Here is a 16843-nt window from a genome sequence, read left to right on the forward strand (position 1 = left end):
ACCGGATCGTCGTAGTGCGTGCGCGCCACCGCGCGCCGCATCCCTGGCGTGATCGTCCGGCGGGAGAGTTCATCATGGCCAATGCCCTCCGATCGCTCAAGGACCGCGTCGTCCACCGCCCCGGCACTCGCGCGGTCAAGAACCGCGCAGTGCGCAACGCGGTGCTCCAGCACAAGCATATGTCAAAGCAGGGTTTGCTCGAGCGCGCCTTCACTTTCGCGTTCCGCGGGCTCGTCTATGCGCAGATCTGGGAAGATCCCGCGGTCGACATGGAAGCGCTCGCGATCACGCCCGACAGCCATGTCGTCACGATCGCCTCGGGCGGGTGCAACATGATGTCGTACCTCACCGCCAACCCACGCGCGATCACCGCGGTCGATCTCAACCCAGCGCATATCGCGCTCAACAAATTGAAGCTTGTCGCGGCACGGCATCTGCCCGATTACGACGCCTTCCACCGCTTCTTCGCGCAGGCCAACAGCCGCCAGAACGTGCTCGCCTATCGGACCTATATCCGCCCGCACCTCGACGCGACGACGCTCGCCTATTGGGAAGGCCGCGACATGGTCGGGCGCCGGCGGATCGGCGGGTTCGCCAAGAACGTCTACAAGCGCGGGCTGCTCGGCAATTTCATCGGCGTCGCGCATCTGCTGGCACGGCTCAACGGGGTGAACCCCAAGATCCTGCTCACCGCGAAATCGATCGAGGAACAGCGCGAGATCTTCGACCGCGAATTCGCGCCGTTCTTCGACAAGGGCTTCGTCAAGTGGATCACCGACCAGCCCGCATCGCTGTTCGGGCTCGGCATCCCGCCCGCGCAGTACGAGGCGCTCGCCGGTGACGAGAAGATGGCGGTCGTGCTGCGCGAGCGGCTCGAGAAGCTCGCCTGCGATTTCGACATCAAGGACAATTATTTCGCCTGGCAGGCGTTTGGCCGTGGCTATGGCAAGGATGCCGCCGCCCCGCTGCCGCCCTATCTCCAGCGCGACCATTATGACGAGATCGTCGCGCGCGCGTCGCGGATCGAAGTCTGCCACGTCAATTTCGCCGAATATCTGCGTGAGCAAGGCGACGCCTCGCTCGATCGCTACATCCTGCTCGATGCGCAGGACTGGATGACCGACGCGCAGCTGAGCGACCTGTGGAGCGAGATCACGCGCACCGCCAAGCCCGGCGCGCGCGTGCTGTTCCGCACCGCGGGCGAGCCGACCATCCTGCCCGGCCGCGTGCCCGATGCGATCCTCGGCAAATGGCAGTATCGCGCCGAGGATTCGCTCGATTACACCAAGCGCGACCGCTCCTCGATCTACGGCGGCGTCCACCTCTACGTGCTCGGATGAACGACGCGGCAGCGGTCGAGGCGGCATCGGGGCATGCCGGGCAGATGGATGCGATCTACCGCTCGCAGCGACACATCTATGACCTGACGCGCAAATACTATCTGCTCGGGCGCGATGCGCTGATCGCTGGGATCGCCCCGCCCGCTGGCGGCAGCGTGCTCGAGATCGGCTGCGGCACCGGACGCAACCTGATCGCGGCCGCGCGGGCGTGGCCCGACGCGCGCTTTTTCGGCATCGATATTTCGGAAGCGATGCTCGAGACTGCGCGTGCGAAGGTCGCCGCGGCGGGCCTCTCGGACAAGATCGTGCTCGCGCAAGGCGATGCGACCGCGTTCGATTCGACGGCCCTGTTCGGTGTGAGCACGTTCGACCGGATCTTCCAGAGCTACACGCTGTCGATGATCCCCGACTGGCGCGGCGCGATCCGCGAGGGTGCCGAGAAGCTCGCGCCGGGCGGCCGGCTCGATGTGGTCGATTTCGGTCAGCAGGAGCGCTTGCCGCGGGTTTTCCGCAGCGCGCTGTTTGCGTGGCTCGACAAGTTCGACGTCTCGCCGCGCGCGACGCTCCAGCCTGCGCTGATCGAGGCCGCCAGCGAGACCGGTGGCACCGCGCGCTTCACCCCGCTGTATCGCGGCTATGCCTGGTCGGGCAGCATCCGGCGGCCGGCAGCATGAACCCGCCACAGCTTCCGCGCTGGCTCGGCCTTGCCGGCCTGCTACCGCAGATCGCGGCGGTAGCGGTGGTGTTGAGCGGCGACGGCGCGTTGCGCTTTTCCGCACTGTCGATGGGCTATGCCTATGCCGCGTTGATTCTGAGCTTCCTCGGCGGGCTGTGGTGGGGTGTCGCGGCGAGCCATGAGCGTCCGCCCGAATGGCTGTGGGTCGCCGCGATCGTGCCGTCGCTTTTTGCCTTGGCGAGCGCAGTCCCCTGGGCGGTCGGCGAACCGTGGCCGGGGCCGTCGCTGATCCTGCTGGGTGTCGCGCTGATCGCCGCGCTCGGCGTCGACCATTTGCTCGCCAGGCGCGGGCTCGTCCCGGCGTGGTGGATGCGGTTGCGGATCCCGCTCTCGCTCGGCCTCGGGCTGCTGACGCTGCTGCTCGGGATCGCCTGACCGATCAGTGGCCGAAGAGCAGCCACAGCAGCAGGATGACGGGGATCGGCACGCCGATCAGCCACAAGATACACCCTTTACCCATCGCGCAATCTCCTGATTTCAAGGGAAAACGGGCCGGGCGCTCGCTGGTTCCGTGGCGCTCGCGTGCGCGGCGCGGGCATGGTATCCTTGCGGGCATGAACAAGCCGGTCCGCCTCGCCGTCGAGTCCGTCCCAGAGACGCTGTTCACCGCGCGCGAGTATCTGCGGATGCACGACGCTGGCGCCTTCACCGACATGAACGTCGAGCTCGTCCGGGGGGAATTGCGCAAGATGATGTCCGGGGGCCTCTCGCATGGCGAGATGAACGGCAGCCTGATCGCAAAGCTGATCACCGCCTATTCCGCAACAGACCGTCGTTTGGCAGTCGATCTAATGATCGGGATTGGTCCACTGACGATTCGTGGTGCTGACATTGCTGTCGTCCACCCCGATGCACCGTCCAGCGGACCAGTCCCACCGGATCGCGTCGTCCTTATCGTCGAAATAGCCGTGACCACACTCGGCACCGATCTCGGCGAAAAGCAGGCTGAATATGCGACCGCCGGCGTGCCGGACTATTGGGTCGCCGATGTCGAGGCGCGCGTCATGCACGTGATGCGGTCGCCCGAAGTCGACCGCTACGCCGAGCGCTTCGTCGTAGCGTTCGACCAGCCGCTCGCGGTGCCGGGCACGGCCGAGACGATCGTCGTCGCCTAGGCCGCCTTGCGCAGCTCCAACCGGCCCCAGATCTCGACCAGGGCATCGGTCAGTTCGCGCATCATTGCTTCGTCATGCGCGGGGCCAGGCGTGAAGCGCAGCCGCTCGGTGCCGCGCGGCACCGTCGGGTAGTTGATCGGCTGGACGTAGACGCCGTATTCGGCGAGCAGGATGTCGCTGATCTTCTTCGCCTTGATCGGATCGCCGACCATCAGCGGAACGATATGCGTCGTCGAATCCATAACAGGGAGCCCGGCCCCGGCAAACAGCGTCTTGAGCATCGTGGCGGCCGCCTGTTGCCCGTCGCGCTCGACGCTCGACGCCTTGAGGTGGCGCACCGCGGCAAGCGCCCCCGCGACCAGCACCGGCGACAGCGAGGTCGTGAAGATAAACCCCGGCGCGTACGAGCGGATCACGTCGATGATCGTCTGGTCGGCGCTGATATAGCCGCCCATCACGCCGATCGCCTTGCCGAGCGTGCCTTCGATGATCGTCAGCCGATGCGCGACGCCGTCGCGCTCCGAAATGCCGCCGCCGCGCGCGCCGTACATGCCGACGGCATGGACTTCGTCGAGATAGGTCAGTGCATTGTAGCGGTCAGCCAGATCGCAAATCTCGGCGATCGGCGCGACATCGCCATCCATCGAATAGACACTCTCGAACGCGATCAGCTTGGGCACGGTCGGATCGGCAGCGGCAAGCAGTTCCTCGAGATGCGCGACGTCGTTGTGGCGGAAGACATGCTTCTCGCACCCCGAATTGCGAATCCCCGCGATCATCGAGGCGTGGTTGAACTCGTCCGAGAAGATCACGCAGCCCGGCAACACCTTGGCGAGCGTCGCGAGCGTCGCCTCGTTCGAGACATAGCCGCTGGTGAACAGCAGCGCGCCTTCCTTGCCGTGCAGATCGGCAAGCTCGCCCTCGAGATCGACATGGTAATGCGTGTTGCCGCCGATGTTGCGCGTGCCCCCCGAGCCCGCGCCGACGTCGTGGAGCGCATGTTCCATCGCCGCGATCACTTCCGGGTGCTGGCCCATCGCCAGATAATCGTTCGAGCACCACACCGTGATCGGCTTGGGTCCGTTATGCCCGGCAAAGCAGCGCGCGTTGGGGAACGCACCCTTGTTGCGCAGGATATCGATGAAGACGCGGTAGCGCCCCTCGACATGCAAGCGATCGATCGCTTGCGTGAAGATCCGGGAGTAATCGACTCCGCGAGGCGGTGTGTCCACGTCCATCGCCGCGATCTAGTCCTTCATCGCCCGGAATTCCAGCGCGTTTACGCGATCAGCGTGATCGAACGGGTGGTCATAATGTCTCACGTCGCGCGAGACCGAAGCGCGCGAGCGCCGGCGCCAGCGCATCGGTCGACGCATCGCTCGCGGTGAACACCGCGCGTCCGTCGCCCGCTGCATCGGGCCAATCCTGCCCCGCGGTGAGGAACGCGATCCGGCGCGCGATCCCGGCGCTGCCATCGACGAAGGTCACCGGGTGCCGCGCGGCGGCGGCAAGCTCGTCGGCGACGAGCGGGAAATGCGTGCAGGCGTTGACGATCGTGTCGATCCGTTCGCCGCCCGGCTGGCCGAACAGGCCGTCGAGGATCGCGGCATAGCGCGCCGGATCGGTCGCGTGGCCGTGGAGCTTGGCCTCGGCGAGTTCGACGAGCTCGGCCGAGCCGTGGCGCAGCACCGTGCAGTCGCTCGCAAAGCGCGCCGCGAGATCGTCGACATAGGGCTGGCGCACCGTCGCATTGGTGCCGAGCACCCCGATCACGCGCGTCTTGCTGACCAAGGCGGCGGGCCTGATCGCCGGGACGGTTCCCACGACAGGCACGTCGAGCGCCTCGCGCACCGCCGCGAGCGCGATCGTCGACGCCGTATTGCACGCAATCACGATCAGCCGCGGGCGATAGCGTTCGGCGAGTCGCCCGAGCAGCGCGGGGACGCGCGCGGCGATCTCGGCCTCGCTCTTGGTGCCGTACGGGAAGCCCGCCGAATCGGCGACATACACCACCGGCATCCGCGGCAGCAGCGCGCGCGCCGCGCCGAGCACCGACAGCCCGCCAATCCCAGAGTCGAAAAACAGTACCGGCCGTGCATCCATCGGCGCGCAATACCGCGCTGGTCGCATTTGACAAAGTACCGGGTAGCGCGAGAGTGTTCCCGCAGCACGCCCGGGCATGCTATGCTCGGTTCGCTTGGGGGCTGAAACCGTGTCGATGGAAACTTTCTGGATGGCACCTGCCGCCGCGCTGGTGCTTGGCTATCTGCTGGGCTCGATCCCGTTCGGCGTGGTGCTGACGCGGATGGCGGGCGCGGGCGATCTGCGCACGATCGGGTCGGGCAATATCGGCGCGACCAACGTCCTGCGCACTGGACGCAAGGGCCTCGCCGCGGCGACGCTGCTGCTCGATGCGTTCAAGGGTTTTGCGGCGGTGTGGATCGCCGAACGCTATCTCGGCGGCGCTGGCGTAATCGCCGCCGCCGCGGCGTTCCTCGGGCATTGCTACCCGGTCTGGCTCGGCTTCAAGGGCGGCAAGGGCGTCGCGACCTTGCTCGGCATCGTGCTCGCGCTGCATTGGCCGATCGGGCTGGTCTATGCGGTCGTATGGATTGCCTTGCTCGCGATCTTCCGGATCTCGTCGCTCGCCGGCATGCTCGCCGCGATCAGCGCGCCGCTGAGCGCCGCCTCTTTCTCGCGGTTCGACCTCGTGCTGCTGCTGCTCGCGCTCGCGCTGATCGTGGTGTGGAAGCACCGCGCGAACATCGAACGGCTGGTCGGCGGGGTCGAGCCGCGCGTCGGCAGCAAACATGGCTGATACCGGGCGGGAGACCGGCGCGATCGCCCGCCTCCGCTTGATTCGCACGCCGCAGATCGGCCCGGTCAGCTACGCACAGTTGCTCGCGCGCTACGGCACTGCCGCGGCAGCCCTCGACGCGCTCCCACACCTCGCCACCCGCGGCGGTGGCGCTCCGCCGCCGATCGCGCCGGTCGCGCTCGCCGAGCGTGAACTCGCGCACGCCGCGCGGCTCGGCGCGCGGCATCTGTTCCTCGGCGATCCCGACTATCCCGATCTGCTCGCCGAACTCGACGATGCGCCGCCCGTCGTCATGCTGCGCGGGCGAACCGAGTTGCTTGCCCGCACGACGATCGCGATGGTCGGCGCGCGCAACGCGTCGGCGGCGGCGTGCCGCTTCGCGCGCCAGCTCGCCGCCGAACTCGGGCAGGACGGCGTCACGATCGTCTCGGGCCTGGCGCGCGGCGTCGACACCGCGGCGCATATCGGTTCGATCGCGACGGGAACGATCGGCGTGATCGCGGGCGGGATCGACGTGGTCTATCCGCCCGAAAACGCCGCGCTGCAGGACCGCATCGCCAGCGAAGGCCTGCTCATCGCCGAGCAGCCGCCCGGCACCGAGCCGCGCGCGCGCCATTTCCCCTATCGCAATCGGATCATCGCCGGGCTCGCGCTCGGCACGGTGGTGGTCGAGGCCGCGCCCAAATCGGGATCGCTGATCACCGCGCGACTGGCGGGAGAGCTCGGCCGCGAGGTGATGGCGGTCCCCGGCAGCCCGCTCGACCCGCGCGCGCAAGGCTGCAACGGGCTGATCCGCGACGGCGCGACGCTCGTGCAGAACGCCGCCGATGTGCTCGAAAGCATACGCCCGATCGACCGCCGGATGGTCCGCACCACCCGCACGCCGTTCGCCGCGCCGCCACCCGCCGATGCGACCGACACCGAACGGCGCGATGTCGTCGGTCTGCTCGGCCCCGTCCCGGTCGCGATCGACGAACTCATCCGCCAGTCGGGCCATGGCCCGGCGATCGTCCAGACGGTGCTGCTCGAGCTCGAACTCGCCGGGCGGCTCGAACGACACGCTGGCGGTCGAGTCGCGCTGCTCGATTTCTCCGGCTGAGCACGGTCGGGGCTGCGAATAACGCCAAGATCTGACCGCTGGGCAGGGACGGGAGCCCACTCTGCACAGTCAAACGCTCCAACCACCGCGCATATCGGGCGCTCGAGAAACTTCGGCTTGCGCCGATCGTTACGCCGCCGCAGCAGACCTGCACTTACGCGGAGCCGATGCCTTGCCCTTTCTGCACAGTCCGACACGTTTCCTCATGCACTATGTCGCCGCGCGCCCGTGGATCTTCGTGACGCTCGGCCTGCTCGTCGCAGCCGCCTCGATCAGCGCGATCGGCGTGCAATATGCGATGAAGCTGCTGATCGACGCGATGACCGGCGGGGTGCGTGCGCGCGGCACGGTCTATGCCGCGCTTGCGGGCTTTCTCGGGCTCGTCATCCTCGAGAGTCTGTTGCAGCGCGCCTCGGCGCTGACGCTCGGCCAGGCGACGGTCAGTTCGGGCGTCGGCATCCGGCTCGACATGGTTAATTACCTCACCGGCCACCAGATGCCGTTCTTCCAGAACCAGCGCGCCGGGTCGCTCGGGCACCGCATTTCGGGGCTGGCGGGGATTTTCGGCGCGATCATGCACCGGCTGCTGCGCGAAGTGACGCCGCCGCTGATCGCGTTTGCCGGCGCGATGCTGATCTTCGTCACGATCGACGCCGCGATGGCCGCGGTGCTCGGCGGCGTCTTCCTCGTCGTCACCGCGGTCCTGATCGTGCTCGGCGCGCGCGGCCACGTCCACCACACCGCCTTTGCGCAACATGCCGGGCGCGCGGGCGGCGAGCTGATCGACATGATCGGCAATATCTGGGTGGTGAAGGCATTCGCCGCGCGCGACCGCGAGCTCGACCGGCTCGAGGGGTTTCTCGACAAGGAAGCCGATGCGCAGCGGCGCGGCTGGTTCTTCGTCGAGCAGATGCGCGGGCTCCACGATCTTGCGCTGGCGGTAATGGTCGGGGGGACGCTCGTCTGGGCGATCGGGCGCTGGTCGACCGGCGCGATCTCGACCGGCGACGTCGTCATCATCAGCACGATGACCTTCCGCATCCTCAACGGCTCGCGCGATCTCGCGATGGCGGTGATCGATACCAGCCAGCAGTTCAGCTATCTGCGCGAAACGCTCGACATCATCGGTGTGCCGCAGACGCTCAGCGACGCGCCCGATGCGACGCGGCTGCGCGTCGGCGAGGGCACCGTCAAGCTCGCCAACGTCACCTTCGGCTACGATCCGCGCGATCCGATCATCCACGATCTGTCGCTCACCGTCCCTGCCGGGCAGAAGATCGGGATCGTCGGTTCATCGGGCGCGGGCAAATCCTCGCTGCTCCAGCTGATCCAGCGCTTCCACGATCCGCAGATCGGCAACCTGACGATCGACGGCCAGCGGATCGACCATGTCACGCAGGAATCGCTGCGCGATGCGATCGCGGTCGTGCCGCAGGAAGTGCTGCTGTTCCACCGCTCGGTGATCGACAATATCCGCATCGCGCGCCCCGATGCGAGCGACGAGGACGTCCACGCCGCCGCCGAGGCGGCCGGCTGCGACGATTTCATCCGCCGCCTGTCGCACGGCTACGACACCGTCGTCGGCGAGCGCGGCGCCAATCTGTCGGGCGGACAACGCCAGCGAATCGGTATCGCGCGCGCCTTCCTCAAGAACGCGCGGGTCGTGCTGCTCGACGAAGCGACCAGCGCGCTCGATTCGGAAAGCGAGCTCGAGGTGCAGGCCGGGCTCGACGCGCTGGTCCGCAACCGCACGGTGATCGCGGTGGCGCATCGGCTGTCGACGATCGTCGGGTTCGACCGCGTGATCGTCGTCGACAAGGGCCGGATCATCGAAGACGGGCCGCCGCAGCAGCTGTTGCGCCAGAAAGGCGGGGCGTTCCGGCAATTGTGGCTGATGCAGGTCGAGGGGCTCGACCGTCAGCCGAGTCGTTCGCGCGATCTCGCCGCGGCTGGCGGACGGCTGCGCGACGTTTCGGTCGAGCGCGGGCGCAAATTGGGGGGCGCGATGCTGACCGCGTGGAGCAACCTGGCCGAGCGCGAGCGCGGATAACGGGTTTGGCGCGGCGCGACAAATCGCTGTCCCCGGGCGCGGCGCTTGTGGCATGAGGCGCCGCGATGCGCTCTCCCCTCCCCCTCGAAGCGGCGCGCGTCGCAGCTCCCAAGCGCTTCGCGTGCTCGACCTGGCGCTCGGCCCATGGCTTGACGCCGCCGCCCTCGTCTCTCCATCCTCGCGCGTACACGTAAGGACGCTTTGAACCACCATGCAGCTTGTCATCGTAGAATCGCCCGCCAAGGCGAAGACCATCGAGAAATATCTCGGTTCTGACTATCGCGTGCTCGCAAGCTACGGCCATGTCCGCGATCTGCCGCCCAAGGACGGATCGGTGAACCCCGATGAGGGCTTCGCGATGGAATGGGAGAATTACGCCGACAAGACCAAGCAGTTAAAGGCGATCACCGATCTCGCCAAGACCGCCGACCGCCTGATTCTCGCGACCGATCCCGATCGCGAAGGCGAGGCGATTTCGTGGCACGTCCAGGAAGTGCTGCGCAATCGCAAGGCGCTGCCCAAGGACGTCCAGCGCGTCACCTTCAACGCGATCACCAAGGCGACGGTGACCGAGGCGATGAAGCATCCGCGCGAGCTCGATACCGATCTGATCGACGCGTACCGCGCACGCCGCGCGCTCGACTATCTCGTCGGCTTTACGCTCTCGCCGGTGCTGTGGCGCAAACTCCCCGGCGCCAAGTCGGCGGGCCGCGTCCAGTCGGTCGCGCTCCGACTCATCGTCAGCCGCGAGCGCGAGATCGAAGCCTTCCGCGCGCAGGAATATTGGTCGGTCGTGGCCGACATGGAGCAGGACGGCACGCTGTTCCAAGCGCGGCTCGTCCAGTTCGAGGGCAAGAAGCTCGACCGCCTGTCGATCGGCGAAGAGGGCACGGCGATGCGCGCCAAGGCCGCGGTCGAGGCGGGGCGCTTCACCGTCCAGACGGTAGAAGTGAAGCCCGCGACGCGCAACCCGCCGCCGCCCTTCACGACCTCGACGCTCCAGCAGGAGGCTTCGCGCAAGCTCGGCTTCTCGGCCGACCATACGATGCGGATCGCGCAAGGCCTCTACGAGGACGGCGCGATCACCTATATGCGCACCGACGGCGTGCAGATGGATTCGAGCGCGATCTCCGCCGCGCGTCTCGCCGTCGCCAACCGCTATGACGCGAGCTACGTCCCCGACAAGCCACGCGTCTACCAGACCAAGGCGAAGAACGCGCAGGAAGCGCACGAGGCGATCCGCCCGACCGATTTCGCCAAGGACAAGGCCGGCGACGGCGATCATGCGCGGCTCTACGACCTGATCTTCAAGCGCGCGCTCGCCAGCCAGATGGCGTCGGCGCGGATGGAGCGCACCACGGTCGAGATGCTCGACGGCACCGGCCAGACCGGCCTGCGCGCGACCGGCCAGGTCGTGCTCTTCCCCGGCTATCTCGCGCTCTACGAAGAAGGTTCGGACGACACGCAGGACGAGGACGCCAAGCGCCTGCCGCGGCTGCGCGAGGGCGACGCCCCCGCCAAGAAGGGCGTCACCGCCGAGCAGCACTTCACCCAGCCGCCGCCGCGCTTCTCCGAAGCGTCGCTGGTCAAGCGCCTCGAAGAGCTCGGCATCGGCCGCCCATCGACCTATGCCTCGATCATCAAGACGCTGAAGGACCGCGAATACGTCCGCGTCGAGAAGAACCGCTTCTTCGCCGAGGAATCGGGGCGCCTCGTGACGGCGTTCCTCGAACGCTTCTTCGAGAAATATGTGAGCTACGATTTCACCTCGGGCCTTGAGGACGAGCTCGACGAAGTCTCGGGAGGCCGTGCCGAATGGCAGGCGGTGCTCGAGGCGTTCTGGCGCGATTTCAAGCCGCGCACGACCGAGGTGATGGAGCAGAAGCCGTCCGAAGTGACCGCCGAGCTCGACAAGTTCCTCGAGCCCTATCTGTTCCCGGCGCAGGCCGATGGCAGCGATCCGCGGCTGTGCCCGCATTGCGGCCAGGGGCATCTTGCTTTGCGCGGCGGCAAGTTCGGCGCGTTCGTGGCGTGCTCGAACTATCCCGAGTGCAAATATACCCGCCGCTTCGGACAGCCGGGTGCGGCCGGCGAGGATGCCGGACCCGAGACGCTTGGCGAGGATCCCGAGACCGGCCTGCCGGTCGAGCGCAAATCGGGGCGGTTCGGGCCGTATATCCAGATCGGCGAGGGCGAGACGCGCAAGATGGCGTCGATCCCGAAGGATATTGGCGAGCTCGATCTCGAATGGGCGCTGAAGCTGCTGTCGTTGCCACGCACCGTCGGCACGCATCCCGAGACCGGCGAGCCGATCACCGCGGCGATCGGCCGTTATGGTCCGTATCTGAAGCATGCCGGCAAATATGCGCGGCTGACATCGACCGAGGACGTGTTCGAAACGGGCATGAACGCCGCGGTCGTCAAGCTGGCCGAAGCTGCAGCGGGTGGTGGGCGGCAACAGCGCGGCGCGCAGGCCCCGCTGAAAGTGCTCGGGCTGCATCCGCGCAGCGAGGCCGAGATCAAGCTGATGGAGGGGCGCTACGGCGCCTACGTCACCGACGGCACGACCAACGCGACGCTGCCCAAGTCGATCGAGAAGGATGCGCTGACGCTCGAGGAAGCGGCGCAGCTGATCGACGCACGCGCGGCGGCGGCACCGCCAGCCAAGGGCAAGAAGAAGCCAGCGGCGAAGAAGGCGCCTGCCAAGAAAGCGGCAGCCAAGAAGCCTGCGGCCGAAACAGCCGCGGCAGGCGAGCCCGCCGTCAAGAAGGCACCCGCGAAGAAGCCGGCGGCGAAAAAACCCGCGGCAAAGAAAGCCCCTGCCAAGAAAGTCGCGGCAGCGGCGGAGTGAGGATCAGGCCGCGCGGCGCTGCCGGCTGACGAGCACGGCACGCGCCGCGGCCTGCGCGGCGGCGATCTCGCGCGCGGTCATGTCCTCGGCGATGTCGCGGCGGCAATCCTTGGCGATCTCGCTGCCGGCGACGGCGGCGAGATTGAACCATTTATGCGCTTCGATCAGGTCGATCCCGACGCCCGCGGCGCCGCTCGAATAGACCATGCCGAGTTCGTAACAGGCGTCGGCATCCCCGAGCGCCGCGTCGGCAACGCGACTGTCGGTCAGGAATTGTGCGTGCTTCAGGCTCGTGCCCATGTCGTAAACCCCCGTTAACCATCTCTGTGAGCACGACCATGCCGCAGGGAGATCAACAAAAGGTTAACGACAATTAGGCATGATCGCGCGGCGGCACGGCAAGGTTGTCGATCAGCCGGGTCGCGCCGATTTTCGCTGCGGCAACGAGCCGCCGCGCCCGCTCGGGATCGGTGCCCGGCGTCAGCGTCAGCGCGTCCACCAGTTCGAGATAATCGACCACGAACCCCGCCGCGATCAGTGCCTCGCGCGCGCTCGCCAGCGCATCGTCGGCAGCGTCGCCGCGCGCGATCGCCTTGGCCGCGACGCCCAGCGCACGCGGCAAGGCGACCGCCGCCGCACGCTGCGCATCGTCGAGATAGATGTTGCGCGACGAGAGCGCGAGCCCGTCATCGTCGCGCTGTGTCGGCACGCCCTGGATCTCGATCCCGAAATCGAGATCGGCGACCATCTGGCGGATCACCGCGAGCTGCTGGAAATCCTTCTCGCCGAACAAGGCGATATCGGGCCGGACCTGGTTGAACAATTTGGCGACGACGGTCGCGACGCCGTCGAAATGCCCAGGCCGCGACACGCCGTCGAGCCCCTCGCTCACCCCCGACACCGAAATCTTGGTGGCGAAGCCCGTGGGATACATCACTTCGACCGGCGGCAGCCAGAGCAGGTCGCAGCCCGCGTCGGCCAGCATCCGGGCGTCCGCGCTCTCGCGGCGCGGATAGCGCGAGAGATCCTCGTTGGGGCCGAACTGCGTCGGATTGACGAAGATCGACGCGACGACCTTGCGCCCCGGCCGCTTCGCCGCCTCGATCAAGGCGAGGTGCCCGGCGTGGAGCGCCCCCATCGTCGGCACGAGCGCGATGCTCGCGCCGCCGTCGCGCAAGGCGCCAATCCCGGAACGGAGCGCTTCGAGGGTACGGATGGTTTGCACGGGTCGGTGCCCTTCGGTAAAGACGCTTGGATTGGGCGCGCCTTCTATGAGGCTCGCCCCCACCGAACAAGACGGGAAGCAACCACGTTGGCGACTGCTGCGCGAAAGCCACATATCATTGTCTTTGCCAACGAAAAAGGCGGCACGGGCAAATCGACCACCGCGGTCCATGTCGCGATCGCGCTGCAGGCGCGCGGCGCGCAAGTCGCCGCGTTTGACCTCGATCATCGCCAGCGCACGATGGGCCGCTATTTCGACAATCGTGCCGCAACGGTACAGCGCACCGGCCGCGAACTGCCGATTCCGCGCCACGCCACGCATGACGGTGAGAGCGAGGACCGCTTCAACGACGTGTTCGCCGCGCTGGCGGAAGATGCTGACTTCCTCGTGATCGACACCCCCGGCCGCGACGATCCGTTCGCGCGGATCGCGGCGAGCCGCGCCGACACGCTCGTCACGCCGATGAACGACAGTTTCGTCGATTTCGATTTGATCGGCCAAGTCCATCCCGAGACCTACAAGGTCACGCGGCCGAGCTTCTACGCCGAGCTGATCTGGGACGCGCGGAAGATCCGGGCGAAGGCCGATGGCTCGACGATCGACTGGGTGGTCCTGCGCAACCGCGTCCAGCACATCGAGGCGCGCAACATGCGCCGCGTATCCGAAGCGCTCGACCAGCTCGCCAAGCGCGTCGGTTTCCGCATCGTACCTGGGCTCGGCGAGCGCGTGATCTATCGCGAGCTGTTCCCGGCCGGCCTGACGATGCTCGATTCGGGCGAGTTCGGGTCGATGGGGCTAGCGCACGTCGCCGCGCGCCAGGAGCTGCGCGAGATGATGGGCGCGCTTGCCTTGCCCGAGACCGTCGTCCCGCTCGTCGCCTGATGGGCAAGCTGCTCCTCATCGCCGCAATCCTGATCGGCGGATGGCTGTTGCTGCGTCCGCGGCCCAAGCCGGTGCCGCGGGTCGGCGAGGCCGAGGCGCGTGCGGTGCTCGGCGTCGGCGCGGGGGCCGACGAAGCGACGATCCGGGCGGCGCATCGGCGCTTGGTGTCCGCCGTCCATCCCGATAGAGGCGGCTCGGCCGATCTGACGCGCCGGATCAACGCCGCGCGCGACGTCCTGCTGCGGCGCTAATATCTGGAAATCTTGAACCTTTTGGTCGCTCGCGGCTTGGGTCAGAGCCAGTATTGCAGGAGCCCGCATGACGCATCGTTTCGACCCTAGTTCGCTGCGCGAATATGACATTCGCGGGATCGTCGGGAAAACGCTGGGCGAGGCCGATGCCGACGCGATCGGCCGCGGCTTCGGCACGCGCGTGCGCCGCGCCGGTGGCCGCCGCGTCGCGGTCGGCTATGATGGCCGCCTCTCCTCGCCGATGCTCGAAGCCGCGCTCATCGAAGGTCTCGTCGCGGTCGGGATCGACGTCGTGCGGATCGGCCGTGGTCCGACGCCGATGCTCTATTACGCCGAGGCGACGCTAGAGGTGGATGGCGGCATCGAGATAACCGGCAGCCATAACCCCGCCGACTATAACGGCTTCAAGCTGGTGCTGCAGCACGCGCCGTTTTTCGGCGCCGACATCCAAGCGCTTGGTCAAATGGCCGCAGACGGCGATTGGGACACGGTCGACGCAGAGGATCGCGGCGTGGTTTCGACGTTCGACATCGAGGACGATTATGTCGGCCGCCTCGTCGCGGGCTATGCCGGCGGCAGCTACAAGATCGGCTGGGACGCCGGCAACGGTGTTTCGGGCCCGATCATCGAGAAGCTCGTCAAGCTCCTGCCGGGTGAGCATCATCTGCTGTTCACCGATGTCGACGGCAAATTTCCCAACCATCATCCCGATCCCACCGAAGAAGCGAACCTCGCCGATCTCAAGCGCCTCGTCGCCGAGAAGCAGCTCGATTTCGGACTGGCCTTCGACGGCGACGGTGACCGGATCGGCGCGATCGACGGGCAGGGCCGGGTGATCTGGGGCGACCAGATTCTCTCCATTCTGGCCGAACCTGTGCTCAACGAACTCCCCGGCGCGACGATCATCGCCGATGTGAAGGCGTCGCAAATGCTGTTCGACCGAGTTGCGGCGCTCGGCGGCACGCCGTTGATGTGGAAGACCGGCCACAGCCTGATGAAGACCAAGATGAAGGAAACCGGCAGCCCGCTCGCGGGCGAGATGAGCGGGCACATCTTTTTCGCACACGAATTCTACGGTTTCGACGACGCGCATTACGCCGCCGTCCGGCTGATCCGCGCAGCGCACCTGAGCGGCCGCTCGATCACCGAATTGCGCGGCGCGATGCCCGAGCTCGTCAACACGCCCGAACTGCGCTTCCAGATCGAGGAAAGCCGCAAGTTCGCGGTCGTCGAGGAAGTGCTCGCCCGGCTCGAGGCCGAAGGCGCCAAGGTCGATTCGACCGACGGCGCGCGCGTCACCACCCCGGACGGTTGGTGGCTGCTCCGCGCCTCGAACACGCAGGACGTCCTCGTCGCGCGCGCCGAAGCGCGAGATCAGGCTGCGCTAGACCGCCTGTTGGCAATGATCGATGATCAACTCGGCAAGAGCGGCGTCGTGCGCGGGGTGCAGGCGGCGCATTAAGAAGGTTTGTTCGCGCAGAGGCGCGGAGGCGCGGAGGTGTTGCGCGCGTGTGAGCCTTTTCGCGTCCCCCCAGGGCTTTTTTACGTCGGCGGAGTGCCCTGGCACACCTGGCGCATTGGCCGCGATACCGCGAACCCCGCACAACACCTCCGCGCCTCCGCGCCTCCGCGCCTCTGCGCGAACAAACCTTCTTCTTCGCTCGCAATCCAGCCGAGAACACGCCACCTAGGCGCGATGCCTCCCCCGCCCCCCCAGATCATCCGCGTCATCGACCTCGAGACCACAGGTGAAGCCCCACCGCTCCACGGCGTATGCGAAATCGGCTGGCAGGACGTCGCGCTCGGCAAGGACGGCCGCTGGGAGATCCAGGGCGAGGGCGGATCGCGGCTGGTCAATCCCGGCCGACCGATCCCGCCGCTGACGCAGGCGATCCACCATATCCTCGACGAGCAGGTCGCCGACGCGCCGTTCTGGCACGATGTCGCGCGCGGCGTGCTCGATCCCTATCCGCGGCGCATCGCGCTCGCCGCGCACCGCTCGGCGGCGGAGGAGAAATTCTGCACGCCGGCGCTAACCCGCGACGCGCCGTGGATCTGCACGTGGAAATGTGCGCTGCGGCTGTGGCCTGACACGCCGAGCTTTTCCAACCAGATGCTGCGCTACTGGCGCAAGCCCGAGGGCCTCGAGCATGAGCGCGGCTTGCCCGCGCATCGCGCCTTTCCCGATGCCTATGTCACCGCCTTCCATTTGCGTGACATGCTGAACACGGTCGGGCCCGAGCAGTTGATCGCCTGGTCGAGCGTCCCCGGGCTGTTGCCGCGCGTCATTCGCCCAGGCCCCGATCGCGGGAAGGACTGGGCCGAGCTCAGCGACGATTCGCTCGCGATCATGCTGGGCGACCGCGACGAGGATGTGCGGTTCACCGCCGAGACCGAACTGGCCCGGCGGAGCGGCAACGGTTCGCGCAACTGACGCGCGCAAACTTGATTTCAGTCAATTCAGCCAGACTGGTCA

At 67.2% G+C, this 16843-nt stretch carries 16 protein-coding genes; 12 read left to right on the top strand and 4 right to left on the bottom strand.

Features of this window, described 5'->3' with window-relative positions:
* Positions 1–74 precede the first annotated feature (74 nt).
* From ABIB28_RS07375 to ABIB28_RS07390, 4 genes are all read left to right on the top strand, one after another.
* Positions 75–1340 carry a BtaA family protein gene (locus ABIB28_RS07375; protein WP_189676433.1) on the top strand — a complete coding sequence of 422 codons (1266 nt, stop codon included), beginning with the start codon at positions 75–77 and terminating at the stop codon, positions 1338–1340.
* Positions 1337–2014, top strand: a complete 678-nt coding sequence (locus tag ABIB28_RS07380; RefSeq protein WP_322161697.1) for a class I SAM-dependent methyltransferase — start codon at positions 1337–1339, stop codon at positions 2012–2014. Before ABIB28_RS07375 ends, ABIB28_RS07380 begins: the two co-directional genes overlap by 4 nt.
* Positions 2011–2451: a DUF3429 domain-containing protein gene (locus tag ABIB28_RS07385; protein ID WP_133191376.1), complete on the top strand. Its 441-nt coding sequence runs from the start codon at positions 2011–2013 to the stop codon at positions 2449–2451. Before ABIB28_RS07380 ends, ABIB28_RS07385 begins: the two co-directional genes overlap by 4 nt.
* A gap of 179 nt (positions 2452–2630) precedes the next feature.
* Positions 2631–3191: a Uma2 family endonuclease gene (locus tag ABIB28_RS07390; protein WP_354287484.1), complete on the top strand. Its 561-nt coding sequence runs from the start codon at positions 2631–2633 to the stop codon at positions 3189–3191.
* Here the strand turns inward: ABIB28_RS07390 and hemA are convergent.
* The gene (gene hemA / locus ABIB28_RS07395; RefSeq protein WP_354287486.1) at positions 3188–4429 is read right to left on the bottom strand and encodes a 5-aminolevulinate synthase; all 1242 of its coding nucleotides are present in this window, start codon (positions 4427–4429) and stop codon (positions 3188–3190) included. The two genes, ABIB28_RS07390 and hemA, sit on opposite strands and share 4 nt — an antisense overlap.
* Positions 4430–4499: 70 nt before the next feature.
* Positions 4500–5294, bottom strand: a complete 795-nt coding sequence (murI, locus tag ABIB28_RS07400; RefSeq protein WP_354287488.1) for a glutamate racemase — start codon at positions 5292–5294, stop codon at positions 4500–4502.
* A gap of 130 nt (positions 5295–5424) precedes the next feature.
* Between murI and plsY the strand changes: the two genes are divergently transcribed.
* From plsY to topA, 4 genes are all read left to right on the top strand, one after another.
* Positions 5425–6009, top strand: a complete 585-nt coding sequence (plsY, locus tag ABIB28_RS07405; RefSeq protein ID WP_133192143.1) for a glycerol-3-phosphate 1-O-acyltransferase PlsY — start codon at positions 5425–5427, stop codon at positions 6007–6009.
* The gene (gene dprA / locus ABIB28_RS07410; protein WP_354287490.1) at positions 6002–7108 is read left to right on the top strand and encodes a DNA-processing protein DprA; all 1107 of its coding nucleotides are present in this window, start codon (positions 6002–6004) and stop codon (positions 7106–7108) included. Before plsY ends, dprA begins: the two co-directional genes overlap by 8 nt.
* A 205-nt stretch (positions 7109–7313) precedes the next feature.
* Positions 7314–9158: an ABC transporter ATP-binding protein gene (locus ABIB28_RS07415; protein WP_354287492.1), complete on the top strand. Its 1845-nt coding sequence runs from the start codon at positions 7314–7316 to the stop codon at positions 9156–9158.
* A 211-nt stretch (positions 9159–9369) separates the two neighbouring features.
* Positions 9370–12009, top strand: coding sequence for a type I DNA topoisomerase (gene topA, locus ABIB28_RS07420; RefSeq protein WP_354287494.1), 2640 nt, complete (start codon positions 9370–9372; stop codon positions 12007–12009).
* Between the two features lie 3 nt (positions 12010–12012).
* Here topA and ABIB28_RS07425 read toward each other — a convergent pair whose 3' ends face one another.
* Both ABIB28_RS07425 and panC read right to left on the bottom strand, forming a co-directional pair.
* Positions 12013–12309: an SEL1-like repeat protein gene (locus ABIB28_RS07425; protein WP_133191369.1), complete on the bottom strand. Its 297-nt coding sequence runs from the start codon at positions 12307–12309 to the stop codon at positions 12013–12015.
* A gap of 73 nt (positions 12310–12382) precedes the next feature.
* Positions 12383–13234, bottom strand: a complete 852-nt coding sequence (panC, locus tag ABIB28_RS07430) for a pantoate--beta-alanine ligase (protein ID WP_354287496.1) — start codon at positions 13232–13234, stop codon at positions 12383–12385.
* 87 nt (positions 13235–13321) lie between these two features.
* On the opposite strand from panC, the gene ABIB28_RS07435 reads away from it, so the two are divergent.
* From ABIB28_RS07435 to ABIB28_RS07450, 4 genes are all read left to right on the top strand, one after another.
* Positions 13322–14116, top strand: a complete 795-nt coding sequence (locus tag ABIB28_RS07435) for a division plane positioning ATPase MipZ (protein WP_133191367.1) — start codon at positions 13322–13324, stop codon at positions 14114–14116.
* Entirely contained in the window at positions 14116–14367 is a 252-nt protein-coding gene (locus ABIB28_RS07440) for a J domain-containing protein (protein WP_189676444.1), read from the top strand. The genes ABIB28_RS07435 and ABIB28_RS07440 overlap by 1 nt, the downstream gene beginning before the upstream one ends.
* 67 nt (positions 14368–14434) lie before the next feature.
* On the top strand, positions 14435–15829 hold the full coding sequence (gene pgmG, locus ABIB28_RS07445; RefSeq protein ID WP_354287498.1) for a phosphoglucomutase/phosphomannomutase PgmG: 1395 nt from the start codon (positions 14435–14437) through the stop codon (positions 15827–15829).
* Between the two features lie 234 nt (positions 15830–16063).
* Positions 16064–16801: an exonuclease domain-containing protein gene (locus tag ABIB28_RS07450; protein ID WP_189676446.1), complete on the top strand. Its 738-nt coding sequence runs from the start codon at positions 16064–16066 to the stop codon at positions 16799–16801.
* The last annotated feature ends 42 nt before the right edge of the window (positions 16802–16843 follow it).

The sequence above is a fragment of the Sphingomonas sp. UYEF23 genome (genome assembly GCF_040546165.1).
Taxonomy (GTDB): Bacteria; Pseudomonadota; Alphaproteobacteria; order Sphingomonadales; family Sphingomonadaceae; genus Sphingomonas; species Sphingomonas glacialis.

Coding starts and splice junctions, on each gene's coding strand:
- ABIB28_RS07380 (WP_322161697.1), top strand. CDS start 1,337: ATGAACGACGCGGCAGCGGTCGAGGCGGCATCGGGGCATGCCGGGCAG.
- plsY (WP_133192143.1), top strand. CDS start 5,425: ATGGCACCTGCCGCCGCGCTGGTGCTTGGCTATCTGCTGGGCTCGATC.
- ABIB28_RS07440 (WP_189676444.1), top strand. CDS start 14,116: ATGGGCAAGCTGCTCCTCATCGCCGCAATCCTGATCGGCGGATGGCTG.
- ABIB28_RS07375 (WP_189676433.1), top strand. CDS start 75: ATGGCCAATGCCCTCCGATCGCTCAAGGACCGCGTCGTCCACCGCCCC.
- topA (WP_354287494.1), top strand. CDS start 9,370: ATGCAGCTTGTCATCGTAGAATCGCCCGCCAAGGCGAAGACCATCGAG.
- ABIB28_RS07415 (WP_354287492.1), top strand. CDS start 7,314: ATGCACTATGTCGCCGCGCGCCCGTGGATCTTCGTGACGCTCGGCCTG.
- ABIB28_RS07385 (WP_133191376.1), top strand. CDS start 2,011: ATGAACCCGCCACAGCTTCCGCGCTGGCTCGGCCTTGCCGGCCTGCTA.
- ABIB28_RS07450 (WP_189676446.1), top strand. CDS start 16,064: ATGCCTCCCCCGCCCCCCCAGATCATCCGCGTCATCGACCTCGAGACC.
- dprA (WP_354287490.1), top strand. CDS start 6,002: ATGGCTGATACCGGGCGGGAGACCGGCGCGATCGCCCGCCTCCGCTTG.
- ABIB28_RS07390 (WP_354287484.1), top strand. CDS start 2,631: ATGAACAAGCCGGTCCGCCTCGCCGTCGAGTCCGTCCCAGAGACGCTG.
- murI (WP_354287488.1), bottom strand. CDS start 5,294: ATGGATGCACGGCCGGTACTGTTTTTCGACTCTGGGATTGGCGGGCTG.
- hemA (WP_354287486.1), bottom strand. CDS start 4,429: ATGGACGTGGACACACCGCCTCGCGGAGTCGATTACTCCCGGATCTTC.
- pgmG (WP_354287498.1), top strand. CDS start 14,435: ATGACGCATCGTTTCGACCCTAGTTCGCTGCGCGAATATGACATTCGC.
- ABIB28_RS07425 (WP_133191369.1), bottom strand. CDS start 12,309: ATGGGCACGAGCCTGAAGCACGCACAATTCCTGACCGACAGTCGCGTT.